General features: G+C 45.2%; 16 protein-coding genes and 2 tRNA genes. 1 reads left to right on the top strand and 17 read right to left on the bottom strand.

Translation table 11 applies throughout. The annotated features are described in order from the left end of the window. Positions 1-79 precede the first annotated feature (79 nt). The 17 genes from JC606_RS01165 to rlmE all read right to left on the bottom strand — a co-directional run bounded on the left by JC606_RS01165 (position 80) and on the right by rlmE (position 18334). Positions 80-1417 (bottom strand): MATE family efflux transporter, encoded by a 1338-nt coding sequence (locus JC606_RS01165; protein WP_137407269.1) that lies wholly within the window; start codon positions 1415-1417, stop codon positions 80-82. 88 nt (positions 1418-1505) lie between these two features. Further along, entirely contained in the window at positions 1506-1913 is a 408-nt protein-coding gene (locus JC606_RS01160) for a MarR family winged helix-turn-helix transcriptional regulator (protein WP_137407268.1), read from the bottom strand. A gap of 153 nt (positions 1914-2066) precedes the next feature. Beyond that, positions 2067-2990 (bottom strand): lipoprotein NlpI, encoded by a 924-nt coding sequence (gene nlpI / locus JC606_RS01155; RefSeq protein ID WP_198777624.1) that lies wholly within the window; start codon positions 2988-2990, stop codon positions 2067-2069. A 124-nt stretch (positions 2991-3114) separates the two neighbouring features. Then, positions 3115-5235, bottom strand: coding sequence for a polyribonucleotide nucleotidyltransferase (gene pnp, locus JC606_RS01150; protein ID WP_008218809.1), 2121 nt, complete (start codon positions 5233-5235; stop codon positions 3115-3117). Positions 5236-5591: 356 nt separating this feature from the next. Next, a complete protein-coding gene (gene rpsO / locus JC606_RS01145) occupies positions 5592-5861 on the bottom strand; it encodes a 30S ribosomal protein S15 (protein ID WP_004740633.1) in 270 nt (89 codons plus the stop codon). A gap of 218 nt (positions 5862-6079) precedes the next feature. Beyond that, positions 6080-7033, bottom strand: coding sequence for a tRNA pseudouridine(55) synthase TruB (gene truB / locus JC606_RS01140; RefSeq protein WP_137407267.1), 954 nt, complete (start codon positions 7031-7033; stop codon positions 6080-6082). Beyond that, positions 7033-7446: a 30S ribosome-binding factor RbfA gene (gene rbfA, locus JC606_RS01135; RefSeq protein WP_004738271.1), complete on the bottom strand. Its 414-nt coding sequence runs from the start codon at positions 7444-7446 to the stop codon at positions 7033-7035. Before rbfA ends, truB begins: the two co-directional genes overlap by 1 nt. Before the next feature lie 133 nt (positions 7447-7579). Continuing rightward, positions 7580-10270, bottom strand: coding sequence for a translation initiation factor IF-2 (gene infB, locus JC606_RS01130; protein ID WP_008218816.1), 2691 nt, complete (start codon positions 10268-10270; stop codon positions 7580-7582). Between the two features lie 22 nt (positions 10271-10292). Continuing rightward, positions 10293-11780 carry a transcription termination factor NusA gene (nusA, locus tag JC606_RS01125; protein WP_008218818.1) on the bottom strand — a complete coding sequence of 496 codons (1488 nt, stop codon included), beginning with the start codon at positions 11778-11780 and terminating at the stop codon, positions 10293-10295. A 35-nt stretch (positions 11781-11815) separates the two neighbouring features. After that, positions 11816-12271, bottom strand: coding sequence for a ribosome maturation factor RimP (gene rimP / locus JC606_RS01120; RefSeq protein WP_004738265.1), 456 nt, complete (start codon positions 12269-12271; stop codon positions 11816-11818). 234 nt (positions 12272-12505) lie between these two features. Next, positions 12506-12582 (bottom strand) — tRNA-Met (locus tag JC606_RS01115). Positions 12583-12635: 53 nt separating this feature from the next. Continuing rightward, a tRNA-Leu gene (locus JC606_RS01110) sits at positions 12636-12720 on the bottom strand. A 16-nt stretch (positions 12721-12736) separates the two neighbouring features. Further along, on the bottom strand, positions 12737-13069 hold the full coding sequence (gene secG, locus JC606_RS01105) for a preprotein translocase subunit SecG (protein WP_061032508.1): 333 nt from the start codon (positions 13067-13069) through the stop codon (positions 12737-12739). Between the two features lie 279 nt (positions 13070-13348). Further along, the gene (gene glmM, locus JC606_RS01100; RefSeq protein WP_004738259.1) at positions 13349-14689 is read right to left on the bottom strand and encodes a phosphoglucosamine mutase; all 1341 of its coding nucleotides are present in this window, start codon (positions 14687-14689) and stop codon (positions 13349-13351) included. A 21-nt stretch (positions 14690-14710) separates the two neighbouring features. Next, entirely contained in the window at positions 14711-15541 is an 831-nt protein-coding gene (gene folP / locus JC606_RS01095; RefSeq protein ID WP_137407265.1) for a dihydropteroate synthase, read from the bottom strand. Positions 15542-15629: 88 nt separating this feature from the next. Continuing rightward, complete coding sequence (gene ftsH, locus JC606_RS01090; protein ID WP_137407264.1) at positions 15630-17597, bottom strand: ATP-dependent zinc metalloprotease FtsH; 1968 nt, start codon at positions 17595-17597, stop codon at positions 15630-15632. A 107-nt stretch (positions 17598-17704) separates the two neighbouring features. After that, a complete protein-coding gene (gene rlmE, locus JC606_RS01085; protein ID WP_137407263.1) occupies positions 17705-18334 on the bottom strand; it encodes a 23S rRNA (uridine(2552)-2'-O)-methyltransferase RlmE in 630 nt (209 codons plus the stop codon). 115 nt (positions 18335-18449) lie between these two features. On the opposite strand from rlmE, the gene yhbY reads away from it, so the two are divergent. Beyond that, positions 18450-18746, top strand: coding sequence for a ribosome assembly RNA-binding protein YhbY (yhbY, locus tag JC606_RS01080; protein WP_004738252.1), 297 nt, complete (start codon positions 18450-18452; stop codon positions 18744-18746). The last annotated feature ends 18 nt before the right edge of the window (positions 18747-18764 follow it).

The following is an 18764-nucleotide window of genomic DNA, read 5'->3' as shown; positions in this document are numbered from 1 at the left end:
GTTTCAAAACGAAGCGATTTTCAAAACGAAAAAGGTCTAGCACATGCTAGACCTTTTAGTTTGTCTCAAGAAAATCGACCTATGCCGTTGCGGTTTCCATCGGCGAGGCGCCGAGCTTCTTTACATCTTTGTAGAGCATCACCATCACCACCGCGCTCAACGCGATATTAGACAGTGGATACGCAATCCAGATCCCCGGCACACCATACAACTTAGGCATAATGTACAGGAACGGCAGTTGAATCAGCATGTTACCTACCGTCACGAACATAGCCTTACTACCTTTGTTCACCGCCTGGTAGTAAGCCCCCGCAACCACTAAGAAGCCATCAAGCGCCAATGCGAACATGTGCAGTCGAATACCCAATACGGTGTACTCAACGAGCTGAGGTTCGTCCGAGTTAAACACTGAAACAAACTCACGTGGGAATACGTTCAATAACAACACAAACGCGATACCAATCAACACAGAACTCGACATCGCAATCTTAAGCAACTTGCGAATATTCGCTTGGTTACGTGCACCATGGTTGTAGCTCACCAATGGCTGCATACCGTTAGCGATACCTTCCGCAGTGAGGTAATAAACCGTCACGATGTAGCCCAAAATAGCGTAAGCACCAATCATCAACTGGTCGCCATATTGAGAGAACAAAGCGTTGTGCAATGCCACCATCATTGAGCCATAAGCGTACATAAAAAAGCTTGATGTACCAATCGCGAAAATCTGTGGGATTACTGCAAGCTTCAATCTCAACTCGCTCCAACGTAAACGTAGGTTTGCACGGCGTGAAAAGAAGTAAGCGAGACCCAAAGCCGTTACCACAAACTGAGCAACCGCTGTAGCCAATGCGGCGCCCATCAACTCCCATCCAAATAGAGCAATAAGCAAGTAATCCAGAACAATATTAATGACCGCACCAATAATCATCAGGATAGTCGCTAAGTTCGGGCTATCGTCGTTACGCAGTAGAAACGGCATCGCGATAGAACCCAAGGTAAACACGCTGGCGCCAATCAAGATGTGTAAGTACTGCAAACCAAGCTCATACACTCGCCCTTCTGCGCCTTGCCAAAGCAAAAAGTTATCAGCAAACAGATACAGCAAGACTGAAACAATAGGGGTTATAGCTAACAACAAAGTCAAACCCGTAGCTAAGATCTGCTTAGCACCTTGAGTATCTTTTTCACCTTGGCGAATCGATACCAGAGCACCAGTACCGACACCCACCAACATACCTAGGCCAAGAATCGAACCGATCACCGGCCAAGCGACGTTGATGCCTGCAAGTCCATCAGCGCCGACATAACGACCGATAAAGATGCCATCCACAACTTGGTAGAGGCCATTAACTAGCATCGCCGCAACCGTTGGGATTGTGTATCGCCAAAATTGACGACTAATTGAGTTACTCATTTCTTACTCTACTTTCATTGTAAGTCACATATCAGTGGGATATGACTCGATAAGTTAGTTAATAAGACTAACTAAATATCTAAATTAATTATTTCAACGCTTTGTCTAATAACTGATTCAGTTGCGTAGACTCTTGATCAGACAAACGGCTTTCCAGTATTTGTGCCATCATCTGATAGATCTTGCTCTCTTCTTCTAAACCTAGTTCTGCTTTATGTGTCAGTACCACGAGTTTAGATCTCGCGTCTTCCAGTGACGCCTTACGCTCCACAAGGCCTTTTCTCTCGAGCCTTTGTACCATAGTCGTCGCTGAAGGCTTGGTCACCTGCATTTCAATAGCAAGGTCGGTCAATCGAATCGGCTCAGGAGACGCTTGAATCACCTTCAAGTAATCATATTCGTTGAAGCTCAACTGACAGATAGGATCTTCATTTACCTGTGTTCGCCATACTTTCGAGGCGAAGCGTTCTATCTTCTCTAAATTCTGGTTTAGCATACTCACCCAATCAAAGAATGGCATTTAGTTAGCAAGGCTAACTATTTTAATCCTGTTTAAATAAAAAGCAATCCAAAACGAGACAAAGATCATAAAAATTAGGCACAAAAAAGCCGCTGACTGGCAGTGGCTTTGATAGTAGAAATAATCTATTTAGCGGGCATCAGCTTCTTGCTCTGCCTCAGCCAGCTTAACTTGAGCGAGGTGCTCTGCTTTTAGCGTAGTGAAAATACGGCTTAACTCTAGGAAAGAGTAACGATGCTCTACGTATTCAAATACGTTAAAAGAGACCGACAACTTATACAAAGAGATCGCATTCGCGTAGTCACCGTTCATGTGGTAACGCTTAGCCAGATAGAAGTATGTCTCGGTTAAGCGCTGTGCCAGCAACGTATTGTCACGAGTACCCGTTAAGATCGCTTTGAATGCCTGCTCTTCAGTGATGTCATCGAGCATGATAGCGACCAATACCCAGCCCCACTGCTCGTCATGATTCTCATAACGTTTTTGCAGGTCAAGCTTAGCTTGTTCAGGCGTTAGCTCATGCTGAATGATGTATAACCAAAGCGCGCGGAATGGATCACTCGGATCATCGGCGTAATGCTTCATCATTTCTTCATTGGCTAAGTCGTAACGCTCCCCATAGTAGAGTGCGATAGCGCGGTTTCTCTCTGCATATGAATTCGCAGGATCAAGCTCGAGCGTAGAGTCGAAAGATTCATAAGCCGCATCAAACTCCCCCACTTGCGTAAAGTAGACACCCAAAAGGTTGAAGATATCAGGCTGAGCTGGGTTCAATGAAAGAGATTGATTAAAGTCTAAACGCGCTAAATCCCTTAGGCCGACACTGTCGTAGTAGTTACCACGTTCAAACAGCATCTTAGCTCTAACTTCATCATTCAGATCTGGGCGCTGTAGTAGCTGACTCAAACGTGCAATCTGAACTTCTTGCTGGACGCTCGGTTGTAAAGGCACAGCCATTGGCGGGTAAACCCAACTTGAGGCGTTATCTGATGTTGTTGCACAACCAGTTAGTACAAGCAGTACACACATACTCGCGGTTTGAAACCATTTCACAAATAATTACTCCTGTTATGACCGCAATTAAAAAGGGGAGCGATATGCTCCCCTTTATAACATGCTTTGTTGACGATAGGTTAAAAATCACTAAAAAGCGATATTACTATCGACACACTGAGAATTACTCAGCAGCAGGTGCTTCGCCTTCAGCCGGCGTTTCAACTGCTTCTTTCATGCTTAGACGTACACGGCCTTGACGGTCAATCTCAAGAACCTTAACAGGAACTTCTTGACCTTCAGTTAGGTAGTCAGACACTTTCTCAACGCGCTTGTCAGCGATTTGAGAGATGTGTACTAGACCATCTTTACCTGGAAGGATAGTTACGAATGCACCGAAGTCAGCTAGGCGAGCAACTTTACCTTGGTAAATGCGGCCAACTTCAACTTCAGCTGTGATCTCTTCGATACGACGGATAGCTTCTTTAGCAGCAGCGCCTTCAGTAGCAGCAATCTTGATTGTGCCGTCGTCTTCGATTTCGATCGTAGTACCTGTTTCTTCACAAAGAGCACGGATAACTGCACCGCCTTTACCGATAACATCTTTGATCTTATCAGAGCTGATTTTCATTGTGTGGATACGTGGAGCGAACTCAGAGATATCTTCACGAGCACCAGAGATAGCTTCATCCATTACAGAAAGGATGTGCTTACGTGCACCTTGCGCTTGGTTAAGAGCAATTTGCATGATCTCTTTAGTGATACCTTCGATCTTGATGTCCATTTGAAGTGCAGTGATACCGTCGTTAGTACCTGCTACTTTAAAGTCCATGTCACCTAGGTGGTCTTCGTCACCAAGGATGTCAGAAAGAACTACGAAGTCATCGCCTTCTTTAACAAGGCCCATTGCGATACCCGCAACAGAAGACTTGATTGGAACACCAGCGTCCATAAGTGCTAGAGATGTACCACATACAGAAGCCATTGAAGAAGAACCGTTAGATTCAGTGATTTCCGATACAACACGAACTGTGTATGGGAACTCATCAACGGAAGGCATTACTGCAGCGATACCACGCTTAGCTAGTTTACCGTGGCCGATTTCACGACGCTTAGGAGAACCTACAAAACCAGTTTCGCCAACACAGTATGGAGGGAAGTTGTAGTGTAGTAGGAAGTTATCTTTACGCTCGCCTGTTAGCTCATCGATGATTTGAGCGTCACGCTGTGTACCAAGCGTAGCAGTAACGATAGCTTGAGTTTCACCACGAGTGAATAGAGAAGAACCGTGAGTACGTGGAAGAACGCCAGTACGAACGTCTAGTGCACGAACCATGTCTTTTTCACGGCCATCGATACGTGGGTTACCAGCGATGATGCTGCGACGTACCACTGTTTTCTCTAGGTCGTGGAAGATAGAGTGAACTTCTTTTAGGTTTACTTCTTCGTCTTCAGATACTAGTACTTCGTTAACTTCAGCCGCGATCTCGTGGATACGGTCGTAACGAGTCATTTTCTCTGTGATTTGGTAAGCTTCAACTAGCTTAGCTTCTGCAAGCTCAGCGATGCGAGTGTTAAGCGCAGTGTTCTCTTCTGGAGCAACCCAATCCCATGCAGGAGTAGCAACTTCAGCTGCGAATTCGTTGATCGCGTTGATAACAACTTGTTGTTGATCGTGACCAAATACTACCGCTGATAGCATCTCTTCTTCTGTAAGGTTGTCTGCTTCAGACTCAACCATTAGAACCGCACCAGCAGTACCAGAAACAACAAGGTCAAGCTTAGACGTTTCTAGCTCAGTGTTGCTTGGGTTAAGTACTAGTTGACCGTCGATGTGACCAACACGTGCTGCACCGATAGGACCGTTGAACGGGATACCAGAGATAGCAAGTGCTGCAGAAGTACCGATCATTGTTACCATGTCAGGCTGAACGTCTGGGTTTACAGACATTACTGTAGCGATAACTTGAACTTCGTTCTTGAATGCATCTGGGAAAAGAGGACGAATTGGACGGTCGATTAGACGAGCCGTTAGTGTTTCGCCTTCTGATGGACGACCTTCACGCTTGAAGAAGCCACCTGGGATTTTACCAGCAGCGTATGTACGCTCTTGGTAGTTAACCGTTAGAGGGAAAAAGTCTTGACCTTGTACCGCTTCTTTTTTACCAACAACAGATACGAATACTGAAGTATCGTCCATTGTTACCATAACTGCTGCAGTAGCTTGACGAGCAATAACGCCAGTTTCTAGAGTAACTGTGTGGTTACCGTACTGAAACGTTTTTACAACTGGTTTCTCAAACATTGTATTTCCTTTATCTAAAGATTGTTCTTTAGAGTCAGTAAGTTGAAACCCAAAAATCACCAATCGCGACTAGTCGAAGCAGACGGAATTGATTCGCTGTATTGAAAAAAATACAGCGTACATCCACTTTGAATAGTCGCGACCTATTGGCCGACATCTGTGACTGTAACTTCTGGGTCGTATAATACCTATACAGTTAGCTGTACAAGCGAGGCATAGTATAAACTATTTTTATATACAGGGATATTTTCGTACTGAAAAAGCTCCGTGAAATAGCTCAAACTCTGTCTTTCAGGTACAAAAAAAGGAGCAATAAATGCTCCTTTTTCTTCAAACAGTCTTTGCAGACATCGCTATTAGCGACGTAGGCCTAGGCGCTTGATTAGGTCTTGGTAACGAGAAAGGTCTTTACCTTTCAGGTAGTCAAGAAGCTTACGACGGCTAGAAACCATACGTAGAAGACCACGACGGCTGTGGTGATCGCCTTTGTGAGCTTTGAAGTGACCTTGTAGGTGGTTGATAGAAGCAGTAAGTAGTGCTACTTGTACTTCTGGTGAACCTGTGTCGCCTTCAGAGCGCGCGTATTCTGCAACGATTGCTGCTTTAGTTTCTGCATTCAGAGACATAATTCTCTCCTGATAAGAGTAGTTTAATATTTGTAGCAGCCAATCTCTGATTCAGCCGCTACGCGAGCCGAGGATTATAGGGAAGTTTGTCATTTGGTGCAATAACAATCGATGGCCTTAGAAACGAAAAAAGCGAAGCGCTTAAATTAAGCGTTCGCTTTCTACTTTATTGATTCGCTTTTCAAGGCTAAACACCAATACCTAACTCGGTATCAGCGTTACGCTTGTGGCTCTTCATCTCTGAAAACAACCAAACGTTTCGGTGCAACTCGACCATCGTCAGCAATCTGAGCAACACCAACAAACAGCTTTTCTTCACCGCTTGTCATGCGAACCGTACCTTCTGTTGGCGCACCAGCAACTTGAACAGGCATACCGTGCTGAACTAGGTCAGTCAGTTCCGCATTCAAATTAACTTCGGGTAGATCTTCAACGGCAGTATCCATTGGCATCAATAGCGGGTCAAGCAGCTCTTTAGGTGCAATATCTTGCTCCTGTGCTTGATCTAAGATCTCGTTAAGCTGCTCTAATGTTACCATGCGCTCGTAAGGGTATTTCGCAACACCAGTACGACGAAGCATAGTGACGTGAGCACCACAACCTAGCATTTCGCCAAGGTCATCCGTGATCGTACGGATGTAAGTACCTTTCGAACAGTGCACTTCCATCTCAACTTCATCACCTTCAAAGCGAAGCAGATCAATCGAGTAGACCGTGATCTTACGTGATTCACGTGGCACTTCGATACCAGCACGAGCGTACTCGTACAGTGGCTTGCCTTGGTACTTCAATGCAGAGAACATTGACGGAACTTGGTCAGTTTCACCTTTGAAGCTTTCAATGCAACGCTCAAGTTGCTCTTGAGTCACATTCACTTCACGAGTTTCAACCACTTCACCATCAGAGTCTGAAGTATTGGTACGCTCACCAAGCTTAGCAATCACAACGTAGCGCTTATCAGAATCTAGAAGAAACTGAGAGAATTTTGTTGCTTCACCAAGACAGATTGGCAGCATGCCAGTCGCAAGAGGATCCAGTGCACCTGTGTGCCCCGCCTTCTCTGCAAAGTAAATACGCTTTACTTTTTGCAGTGCATCATTAGATGAAATGCCAGTTGGCTTATCTAACAGAATTACCCCATTAATAGGGCGACCTTTACGACGGCGAGCCATTACTCTTCGCCCTTAGACTGAGTTTCGTCAGTGCGGCCTGCTGCTTCTTGCTTACGCTTGTCGTCATTCAGAACTTCACTTACTAGGTTAGACATACGCATGCCTTCTACTAGTGTGTTGTCGTAAGTAAAACGTACTTCAGGTGTTAGACGGTGACGAATACGCTTGCCTAGCGCCATACGGATTGGCACTTCGTGCTCTTTAAGAGCAGCAAGGCATGATTCAGGTGTTTGCTCACCAATACATAGGAAAGTAACGAAAACTTTTGCGTACGCAAGGTCACGAGACACTTCTACGTCTGAGATCGTTACCATACCGATACGTGAGTCACGAACTTCACGTTGTAGGATAAGAGCAAGCTCTTTTTGAAGCTGCTGAGACACACGTTGTGTGCGGCTAAATTCTTTTGACATTTTCTTTTCTCACTTAGAAAGATGGGGGGCTTGGTAATTACCAGCCCCCCATGGTGTATTCAACAACCGATTACTTCTTACCTTTACTAGTAATGTTAGTAACCTTAGTCAATATGTCGAGTCGTACAGACGATTAGTCTAGAGTACGTTTAACCTCAACGATTTCGAATACTTCGATCTGGTCACCAACGCGTACGTCGTTGTAGTTCTTAACACCGATACCACACTCGTAACCATTCTTAACTTCTTGAACGTCGTCTTTGAAGCGACGAAGTGACTCAAGTTCACCTTCGTAGATAACAACGTTGTCGCGTAGTACGCGGATTGGGTTGTTACGCTTAATTACGCCTTCAGTAACCATAGAACCAGCGATCGCGCCAAGTTTAGGTGACTTAAATACGTCACGTACTTCAGCAAGACCAATGATCTCTTGTTTGAATTCAGGAGCAAGCATACCGCCCATTGCCTGTTTCACTTCGTCGATCAGTTGGTAAATGATTGAGTAGTAACGTAGATCTAGGTTTTCGTTCTGAACCGTGTTACGCGCAGTTGCATCAGCACGAACGTTGAAACCAAGGATGATAGCGTTAGAAGCTGCTGCAAGTGTTGCATCAGTTTCAGTAATACCACCAACACCAGAACCTACGATGTTCACTTTAACTTCGTCAGTTGATAGTTTCAGTAGAGAGTCAGCAATTGCTTCTACAGAACCTTGAACGTCAGCTTTAAGTACTACGTTCAGTTCAGCAACTTCACCAGCAGCCATGTTAGAGAACATGTTCTCTAGTTTCGCTTTCTGTTGACGAGCTAGTTTCACTTCACGGAATTTACCTTGACGGTAGTTCGCAACTTCACGAGCTTTACGCTCATCACGTACTACTGTTGCTTCATCACCTGAAGCTGGTACACCAGAAAGACCTAGGATCTCTACTGGGATAGAAGGACCTGCTGTCACTACTTCTTTACCGTTTTCATCGCGCATTGCACGAACTCGGCCGTACTCTTGACCACAAAGAACGATGTCGCCTTTGTTTAGAGTACCAGACTGAACTAGGACTGTTGCAACTGGACCACGACCTTTATCAAGACGAGATTCAACAACAACGCCAGATGCCATGCCTTCTTTAACTGCAGTCAGTTCAAGAACTTCAGATTGAAGAAGGATTGCTTCTAGAAGACCATCGATGTTTGTACCCTGTTTAGCAGAGATGTGAACGAACATGTTCTCACCGCCCCATTCCTCAGGGATTACGTCGTATTGAGCTAGCTCATTCTTAACGTTGTCTGGGTTTGCACCCTCTTTATCGATCTTGTTCACAGCAACAATCAGAGGAACGCCTGCCGCTTTCGCGTGCTGGATCGCTTCGATTGTTTGTGGCATTACGCCATCGTCTGCTGCCACTACTAGTACAACGATATCTGTCGCTTGAGCACCACGTGCACGCATAGCAGTAAACGCCGCGTGTCCAGGAGTATCAAGGAAAGTGATCATGCCGTTGTCAGTATCTACGTGGTAAGCACCGATGTGCTGCGTGATACCGCCAGCTTCGCCAGAAGCAACGTGTGCTTTACGAATGTAGTCAAGTGTCGATGTTTTACCGTGGTCAACGTGACCCATGATAGTAACAACTGGAGCACGACCTTCAGCGATAGCATCGTTATCACGGTCTGCTAGTACTGCTTCTTCAAGTTCGTTTTCTTTACGTAGGATTACCTTGTGACCCATTTCTTCAGCAACAAGTTGTGCTGTTTCTTGGTCAATCACTTGGTTGATAGTCGCCATAGCGCCCATCTTCATCATTACTTTGATAACTTCAGTTGCTTTAACTGACATTTTGCTAGCCAGTTCAGATACAACGATAGTTTCGCCGATAGCAACGTCAGACTTAGCAACAGTTGCTGACTTATCGAAGCCTTGCTGCATTGAAGTTGGTTTAGCAAGCTTACCTTTAGCACCACGACCACGTTGGTTACGACCACCACGGTTGTTGCCAGGTTGGTTAGCTGGAGCTGCTTTCTTCTTACGACGACGAGGCGCTTTTTCTTCTTTCTGGTCAGCTGCATCTTCAGCTTCACGAGCGTAAGTAGAAGTTGTCACGTGGTAGTCCGCAGACTTCTCTTGTTCTTTCTTCTTCTGCTCTTCTTCAGACCAGCGCGCTTCGTTCTCTTCAGCTAGCTTACGAGCTTCTTCAACTAGCTTCGCCGCTTCAGCTTCAGCTTTACGCTGTGCTTCTTGCTCTTGACGAGCTTTTAGTTCATCCGCTTCTTTTTTCGCTTGTGCGTTAGCGTCTGCATTTTTTGAATTCATGTCTTTTTTAGCCTTTTCAGCTTGGGCGCGTTGAGCTTTTTCTTCAGCATCACGTTTTGCATCCGCTTCACGTTTTGCTTTCTCATCAGCTTCGCGCTGTGCTTTCTCTGCAGCTTCACGTTTCGCAAGCTCTTCAGCTTCTTGACGTGCTTTCTCTTCCGCTTCACGCTTAGCTGCTTCCTCAGCTTCACGTTTCGCTTCATCTTCAATAGCGCTGCGCTTCACGTAAGTACGCTTTTTACGTACCTCTACTTGAACATCCTTACTCTTACCGCCTCCAGCGGCAACACTTAGCGTGCTGCGGGTCTTGCGTTGAAGAGTTAAACGAGTCGGCTCTGCTTCACCAGAAGTATCGCCATGCTCCTTTTTAAGGTGCGTTAGCAATGTTTGCTTCTCTGAATCAGTTACTTGATCCGACCCTGATTTCTTCATGCCTGCATCAGCAAGTTGTTCAATTAAGCGGTCAACTGGCGTACCAATCTCTTCACTCAGTGCTTTAACTGTTAATTGTGTCATACCGCTTTCTCTCCTTGCTGAATTATTCTTCGTCGCCGAACCAACAGATGTTACGTGCAGCCATAATTAGCTCACCCGCACGTTCTGCAGTTAGGTCTTCAATGCCTTCTAGTTCATCAACGCCTTGGTCAGCTAGGTCTTCCAATGTTGCCACGCCTTTTGCTGCAAGTTTGTAAGCCATTTCACGCTCTAGGCCTTCAAGTGCTAGCAAGTCTTCAGCAGGTTCAACACCGTCAAACGTCTCTTCTTTCGCAAGTGCTAGAGTCGTTAGTGCATCTTTTGCACGGTTACGTAGTTCTTCAACGATACCTTCGTCTAGGCCATCAACTTCAAGAAGTTCGTTTACTGGTACGTAAGCCACTTCTTCTAGCGTAGAGAAACCTTCTTCAACAAGTAGCTGAGCAAAGTCTTCTTCGATGTCTAGGTGCTTCATGAAGTTTTCAATCGAAGCAACCGCTTCTTCTTGGTGTTTCTTCTGAAGGTCTTCAACCGTCATTACGTTCAGTTCCCAACCAGTCAGTTGAGATGCTAGACGTACGTTTTGACCGCTACGGCCGATAGCTTGCGCTAGGTTGTCCGCTTCAACAGCGATGTCCATTGAGTGTGCATCTTCATCAACGATGATAGAAGCAACATCAGCTGGAGCCATTGCATTGATTACGAACTGAGCTGGGTTATCGTCCCAAAGAACGATATCGATACGCTCGCCGCCAAGCTCGCCAGATACAGCTTGTACACGTGCACCACGCATACCAACACACGCGCCCACTGGGTCAATGCGCTTGTCGTTTGTTTTCACAGCGATTTTAGCACGAGAACCTGCGTCACGTGCAGCACCTTTAAGTTCAATTAGCTCTTCACCAATCTCAGGTACTTCAACACGGAATAGCTCAGCTAGCATTTCAGGCTTAGAGCGAGTAATGAATAGCTGGAAGCCACGAGCTTCAGGTTTAACTGCGTATAGAAGACCACGTACACGGTCGCCTGGACGGAAGTTTTCACGAGGAAGTTGGTCATCACGTAGGATTACCGCTTCAGCGTTGTTACCTAGGTCTAGGATGATCGTGTCACGGTTAACTTTCTTAACCACACCAGTTACTAGCTCACCTTCGTTGTCGATGAACTGCTCAACGATTTGAGCACGCTCTGCTTCACGTACTTTTTGTACGATAACTTGCTTCGCAGTTTGAGTCGTAATACGGTCAAACGTTACTGACTCGATGTCATCTTCAATGAAACCGCCAAGTTCGATCTCTGGATCGTCGTACTTAGCAGCTTCAAGAGAAATCTCTTTTGTTGGGTTTTCAACAACTTCAACAGCTTCCCAGCGACGGAAAGTTTCGAAATCACCTGTTTTACGGTCGATTTCAACACGAACTTCGATTTCTAGTTCGCTTTTCTTTTTTGTTGCCGTTGCAAGCGCGATTTCAAGCGCTTCAAAAATACGCTCACGAGGAACTGCTTTCTCATTAGAAACAGCTTCTACTACCGCCAAAATTTCTTTGTTCATTAATCTAGCCTCTTAAGCTCTTCTCTCTAGGAGAACTAAAATTTAGGGATCAGGTTCGCTTTCGCAATATTGCTTAGGACGAATTCTTCTTCTTGTCCTTCAACCAATACTTTTACTGTCTCGCCTTCAATAGATTGGATATCACCTTTCCATTTACGACGGTTGCCGACAGCCATTTTCAAAACGATGCTTACCTCGTGACCAATAAATTGTTGGTAATGCTCTGCTTTGAACAGTGGTCTCTCTAAACCTGGTGAAGACACTTCAAGGTTATAAGCCACTGAAATTGGATCTTCAACATCCATTACGGCACTTACTTGGTGACTAACTTCAGCGCAGTCGTCTACATTGATGCCGTTTGGAGAATCGATGTAAATACGTAGCGTTGAGTGCTCACCAGCACGAATAAATTCTAATCCAACTAACTCATAACCTGATGCTGCTACTGGAGCGTCAAGCATTTCAGTAAGTTGTCTTTCTAAACCAGTCATTTAACCACTCCAGAAACAAAAAAAGGGCTCAAAGCCCAATTTAAATTCCAAGCAAACATTATCTAAACGCATTTACAAATGCTTAGATAACAAAAAACCCCGTATAAGCCGGGGTTTTTGTTGCTGGACCCTTATATGCTAAGTGCCATCAAATTTGATATCACACTTAACTCACAGTGAGGTTCACACTGTGCAAACTTGCTACCAATCAAGACTAAATATAGCACTTAAAATTGGTTGCGGGAGCCGGATTTGAACCGACGACCTTCGGGTTATGAGCCCGACGAGCTACCAAGCTGCTCCATCCCGCGTCCGACTTGCGAGCATTATACGCCCAACAAGATGTTTTACAAGTTTGTAAACATGGTGCCGAGAGAGGGACTCGAACCCTCACACCCTAAGGCACTAGCACCTCATGCTAGCGTGTCTACCAATTTCACCATCTCGGCATCAAATCTTTACAGATTATTGTGGAATCTCGTCGCCTTGCGCCGGAACTTCACTCACTGCGTCTTCAGCTTGCTGGATAACCTGACCTTGAGTCGGGTCCATCCACTGTGACTCAGTTTTATGTGTAGACATATTACCAAGCACTAAGCTAAGGACAAAAAATGTAGTTGCAAAAATTGCAGTCATTCGGGTTAGGAAATTTCCTGAGCCACTAGCACCAAACACAGTGTTTGAAGCGCCAGCACCGAAAGAGGCTCCCATATCTGCGCCTTTACCTTGTTGAATCAACACTAGGCCAATTACACCAAGCGCTGCCAACAGGTAAATCACAAGTAGAACTGTAAACATTTTTCCACCTATGTTCCTAATTGTTGAGCCAGCGCCGTTCAAAAAAGTTATTTTCAAGAACAAGGCTAGCGACCTCCTAACTGAAGGCCGAGCAATATTAGCGAATGCGGCGATGGCTGACAAGGAGAATTTGCTAAAAAATAAGCCTTTACCAAGTGAACGGTTAAAAAAAGGCCAAAAGCGACACAAAACCCATTTATGTCCCTTTTGACCTTTATACTATTTAACCCTTGTTACTCGTAGATATACTTGATAGCACTCGCTGAGTAAGGCGCTAAATTAGCAATTCGCTTTTACTGCATCTGCGATCTTAAGTGCTGAAGCTTGAACTAAATCAGCATCTTCACCTTCAACCATTACGCGCAATAGTGGCTCTGTACCAGACTTACGAAGTAGCACACGACCCTTCTCGCCAAGCTCAGCTTCTACTTCGACAACTGCCGCTTTCACAGCTTCAGCTTCCAGTGGGTTTGAATCACCACTGAAACGAACGTTTTCTAAGACTTGCGGGTATAGCGTCATGCCTTGAGAAAGCTCGTTCAATGTCATTTCACTGCCAACCACTGAAGCAAGCACTTGCAGTGCTGCAACGATAGCATCACCAGTAGTCACTTTATCTAGCAGGATAACGTGACCTGAGTTTTCAGCACCGATCTTCCAGCCTTTTGCTAACAGTTGTTCCATTACGTAACGGTCACCAACTGCAGCGCGCACAAATGGAATACCTAATTGCTTAAGGCCGTTTTCCATACCTAGGTTGGTCATCAGTGTACCAACAACGCCACCTTTCAACTCACCACGACGCAACGCATCGCGAGCAATGATGTAAGCAATTTGGTCACCATCTACCTTATTACCTAGCTCATCAACCATGATGATACGGTCACCGTCACCATCAAAGCCAAGGCCTAGTGCGGCTTTTTCTTCTAGCACTTTCGCTTGTAGAGCACGAACATCAGTCGCACCCACTTCGTGGTTAATGTTGGTACCGTTTGGTTCAACGCCAATAGCTACAACCTCAGCACCTAGCTCTTTAAATACTGCAGGAGCAATGTGGTAAGTCGCGCCATGAGCACAGTCGACAACAATCTTCATGCCAGCAAGCGTCATTTGATTCGGGAACGTGCTCTTACAGAATTCAATGTAACGACCTGCCGCATCGTTTAGACGAACCGCTTTACCAAGCTCAGAAGAGTCAACACACTCAATGTCTTTATCAAGTTCAGCTTCAATCGCCAACTCGATATCATCTGGAAGTTTAGTGCCCTCAGAAGAGAAGAATTTAATACCGTTATCGTAGTAAGGGTTGTGTGAAGCCGAGATTACGATGCCCGCTTCAGCACGGAATGTTTGTGTTAGGTAAGCAACAGCAGGTGTTGGCATAGGACCAGTGAACGTCGCTTGTAAACCAGCAGCAGCAAGACCTGCCTCTAACGCAGACTCCAACATGTAACCAGAGATACGCGTATCTTTACCGATAATAACTTTCTTTGTACCTTGCTTTGCAAGTACACGACCAGCAGCCCAGCCAAGCTTCAGAACAAAATCAGGTGTGATCGGGTACTGGCCTACTTTGCCACGCACACCATCTGTGCCGAAATAACGTCTTTTATCAGACATAGTGAATTTCCTTAATTATATTTAGTGATTGTTATTCATCACTTCGATTATTTTCATCGCTTCCAGTGTCTCCTCGACATCATGAACGCGAATAATTTGTGCGCCTTTCATCGCCGCAATCGTCGCGCAAGTGACGCTTGCGACCATGCAGTCGGCTGGAACCTTATCTAGCAATTTAAAGATCATCGACTTTCTCGACATCCCCGCTAAAACAGGTAAGCCTAACGAATGAAACTTTTCAAGATGCACTAATAGGTGGTAATTGTGTTCGATGGTTTTACCAAAACCGAAGCCTGGATCAAGAATCAACTGCTCTTTTGAAATACCCACCGCCTCACAAGCTTCTACCCTTTCTTGCAAGAATGCTTCTACATCCTGAAGAACATCATCATAACTTGGGTTAGCTTGCATGGTTCTTGGCTGGCCTTTCATGTGCATCAGACAAATCGGAACATTGGCATCAGCAGCGACTTGTAATGCTCCAGGTTCTTGCAAAGCGCGCACATCATTGATCAAATCAGCACCCGCTTCAACAGCTTGGCGCATCACTTCCGCTTTACTGGTATCTATCGAGATCCACACATCAAACTTGGCACGAATGGCTTTAATAGCAGGGATGACACGCGCAAGTTCTTCTTCTAATGAAACATCAGGAGCGCCAGGTCGAGTTGACTCACCACCAATATCGATAATGCTGACGCCCGCTTGAATCATGCGTTCAGCTTGCTGCAGGGCATTATCGAGTGAGTTAAATTTCCCACCATCAGAGAAAGAATCTGGGGTGACATTGAGGATACCCATCACATGTGGGCGATCTAACACGAGAATTTTATTATTTGCTTTTAATATCATGGAAGGCCGATCTTAAAGGGAAAAACACCATAGGCTATAAACAGAAAAACCCTGAGCGTACTCAGGGTTTTAATTGATAGTTTAGCGATTAAGAATCTTTGTTTTGAGCATCATCTGATTCAGATTTAACTTCTTCAACTTTTGACTCTTCAGCTTTAGGTTCCGCTTTAGCTTCTTCTGCCTTAGCTTCAGGTTTTGCTTCTTCCTTTGTAGGTTCAGCTTTTACCTGATCACCCCAACCAGCTGGATCACGAATCTCTTGCTTGCGCTCCATCAAGTCATCAATTTGACCTGCATCGATCGTTTCGAACTTCATTAGAGCGTCTTTCATCGAATGCATGATATCCATGTTATCTTCAAGAATCTTCTTAGCTCTATCGTAGTTACGGTCGATAAGGATACGAATCTCTTCATCGATAAGCTTAGTCGTGTCATCAGAAACGTGCTTAGCTTGGCTCATGCCGCGACCTAGGAAAACTTCGCCTTCTTCTTCTGCGTAAAGAAGAGGACCCAATTTCTCAGAGAAGCCCCACTGCGTAACCATCTTACGAGCAATATCAGTTGCACGTTCGATATCGTTAGACGCACCAGTTGACACTTTGTCTTTACCGTAAATAAGTTCTTCAGCAAGACGACCACCGTACAAGCTAGAAATCATAGACTCTAGGTGTTGGCGAGACATGCTCACACGATCTTGCTCTGGTAGGTACATCGTCACACCTAGCGCTCGACCACGTGGAATGATTGACACTTTGTACACTGGATCATGCTCTGGCACTAGGCGACCAACAATCGCGTGACCCGCTTCGTGGTAAGCCGTTGACTCTTTCACTTCTTCCGACATTACCATTGAACGGCGCTCTGCACCCATCATGATTTTGTCTTTAGCAAGTTCAAACTCAACCATAGAAACATTGCGCTTGTTACCACGAGCAGCAAATAGAGCTGCTTCGTTCACAAGGTTCGCAAGGTCTGCACCTGAGAAGCCTGGTGTACCACGAGCAATAAGAGATGGTTCAACATCGCCTGCTAGTGGAACCTTACGCATGTGTACTTTAAGGATCTGCTCACGGCCACGTACGTCTGGTAGACCAACCACAACCTGACGGTCAAAACGACCAGGACGAAGTAGTGCTGGGTCTAGTACGTCTGGACGGTTAGTCGCTGCGATAACGATAATACCTTCGTTACCTTCGAAACCATCCATCTCAACCAGCATTTGGTTCAGTGTTTGCTCACGCTCATCGTGACCACCACCAACACCAGCGCCACGTTGACGACCTACTGCATCGATCTCATCGATAAAGATGATACAAGGTGCTGCTTTCTTAGCTTGTTCAAACATGTCACGTACACGAGATGCACCAACACCCACAAACATTTCAACGAAGTCAGAACCTGAAATAGTAAAGAATGGTACTTTCGCTTCACCAGCAATCGCTTTTGCAAGCAACGTTTTACCTGTACCAGGAGGACCAACCAACAGGATACCTGTAGGGATCTTACCACCCAGCTTTTGGAAACGACTTGGGTCACGAAGGTAATCAACCAATTCTTTCACGTCTTCTTTTGCTTCGTCACAACCAGCAACATCCGCAAACAACGTTTTGATCTGTTCTTCGCTCATCATACGAGCTTTGCTCTTACCGAAAGACATCGCGCCTTTACCGCCGCCACCGCCTTGCATTTGACGCATGAAGAAAATCCACACACCAATCAGTAAGATCATTGGGAACCATGAGATGAAGATAGTGCCAAGTAGGCTCTGCTCTTCAGGTGGGGTGCCCTGAACTTTTACGTTTTGATTAATTAAGTCATCAAGTAGCTTTTGATCATAAACAGGCATGTAAGTTACATACTTAGCACCACCGCCACGACGTGTGAAAGTGATTTCGCTGTTATTGAACTGTGCGTCTTGAATCTGGCCTTGGCCAACTTCCTGTACAAACGTGGTGTAATCTACTGCTCTGCCGTTACTTTCCCCAGGGCCGAAGCTCTGGAATACCGACATCAACACTACTGCGATAACAAGCCACAGAATTAAATTTTTTGCCATGTCACTCAAGGTGTCAGCCTCTCGATAACTAATTGTAATTAAAGGTAGGGTACTACAGTTTGTAACCTGTAGCCATATTGTTAACTCTCACTCTTGGAAGAGAATCGTTAACCTTTGTAACCAGTGGCTACGATAAACACTTCACGAGAACGAGCTCGAGAAGAGTCGGGTTTTCTGACTTTCACCGTTTTAAACATCTCACGGACGTCTTTAACGTATTGATCAAACCCTTCGCCTTGGAATACTTTTACAATAAAACTACCATCGGTAGCTAGAACTTGTCGACACATATCCAAAGCTAATTCAACTAAATACATAGCTCTAGGCTGATCTACAGAGTTGTTGCCCGCTATATTAGGTGCCATATCTGACATCACGACATCAACCATGTTTGGTTGTATACGTTCCAATAAGGCTTCAAGAACAGCGTCTTCGCGAAAATCGCCTTGTAAGAAGCTAACGCCAGCAATCGGATCCATTGGTAACAAGTCACACGCAATGATTTGTCCGTTGTCTCCAACAATCTTAGCAGCATATTGAGACCAACCACCAGGCGCTGCACCTAAATCCACAACGGTCATCCCTGGAGACAGCAATTTATCTTTCGTTTGAATCTCTTCCATTTTGAAATAAGCACGTGAGCGATAGCCTTTCTTTCTTGCTTCGTTTGCGTACTTGTCGTCGAAGTGTTCCTTCAACCAACGGCCTGAACTGGCCGAGTGTTTCTGTTTGCTCATTGGATACCTAAAGTGGAGGAAAGTACTAATTGCCGAATAAATTATAGTCTTCAGCATTAGATGGCGTTAAAATAGGTTTTTTTCAACCCTAATAGTAAAGAAAATTGGCCGCGTAATGAACCTAAGTACCAAACAAAAGCAGCATCTAAAGGGCCTAGCTCACAGTTTAAAACCTGTAGTGCTAATGGGCGCAAATGGACTTACTGAAGCTGTTCTAGCGGAAATCGAATTAGCTCTAGACCACCACGAACTGATCAAAATTAAAGTTGCATCAGAAGACCGTGAAACTAAGCAGCTGATTATCGATGCAATTGTACGTGAAACTAAAGCTGAGAAAGTACAGACTATCGGTAAAGTTCTAGTACTGTTCCGTCAATCAGAAGCACGTAAAATCGAGATTCCACGTAAATAAGTTAGCCATATAATAAGC

This window comes from Vibrio sp. IB15 (assembly GCF_016406055.1).
GTDB classification, from domain to species: domain Bacteria; phylum Pseudomonadota; class Gammaproteobacteria; order Enterobacterales; family Vibrionaceae; genus Vibrio; species Vibrio chagasii.
This window is presented reverse-complemented; position numbering and strand designations above follow the sequence as displayed.

Coding starts and splice junctions, on each gene's coding strand:
- JC606_RS01165 (WP_137407269.1), bottom strand. CDS start 1,417: ATGAGTAACTCAATTAGTCGTCAATTTTGGCGATACACAATCCCAACG.
- JC606_RS01160 (WP_137407268.1), bottom strand. CDS start 1,913: ATGCTAAACCAGAATTTAGAGAAGATAGAACGCTTCGCCTCGAAAGTA.
- pnp (WP_008218809.1), bottom strand. CDS start 5,235: ATGTTTGAGAAACCAGTTGTAAAAACGTTTCAGTACGGTAACCACACA.
- rpsO (WP_004740633.1), bottom strand. CDS start 5,861: ATGTCTCTGAATGCAGAAACTAAAGCAGCAATCGTTGCAGAATACGCG.
- truB (WP_137407267.1), bottom strand. CDS start 7,033: ATGGCTCGCCGTCGTAAAGGTCGCCCTATTAATGGGGTAATTCTGTTA.
- rbfA (WP_004738271.1), bottom strand. CDS start 7,446: ATGTCAAAAGAATTTAGCCGCACACAACGTGTGTCTCAGCAGCTTCAA.
- infB (WP_008218816.1), bottom strand. CDS start 10,270: ATGACACAATTAACAGTTAAAGCACTGAGTGAAGAGATTGGTACGCCA.
- nusA (WP_008218818.1), bottom strand. CDS start 11,780: ATGAACAAAGAAATTTTGGCGGTAGTAGAAGCTGTTTCTAATGAGAAA.
- rimP (WP_004738265.1), bottom strand. CDS start 12,271: ATGACTGGTTTAGAAAGACAACTTACTGAAATGCTTGACGCTCCAGTA.
- secG (WP_061032508.1), bottom strand. CDS start 13,069: ATGTTTACAGTTCTACTTGTGATTTACCTGTTGGCAGCGCTTGGTGTA.
- glmM (WP_004738259.1), bottom strand. CDS start 14,689: ATGTCTGATAAAAGACGTTATTTCGGCACAGATGGTGTGCGTGGCAAA.
- folP (WP_137407265.1), bottom strand. CDS start 15,541: ATGATATTAAAAGCAAATAATAAAATTCTCGTGTTAGATCGCCCACAT.
- ftsH (WP_137407264.1), bottom strand. CDS start 17,597: ATGGCAAAAAATTTAATTCTGTGGCTTGTTATCGCAGTAGTGTTGATG.
- rlmE (WP_137407263.1), bottom strand. CDS start 18,334: ATGAGCAAACAGAAACACTCGGCCAGTTCAGGCCGTTGGTTGAAGGAA.
- yhbY (WP_004738252.1), top strand. CDS start 18,450: ATGAACCTAAGTACCAAACAAAAGCAGCATCTAAAGGGCCTAGCTCAC.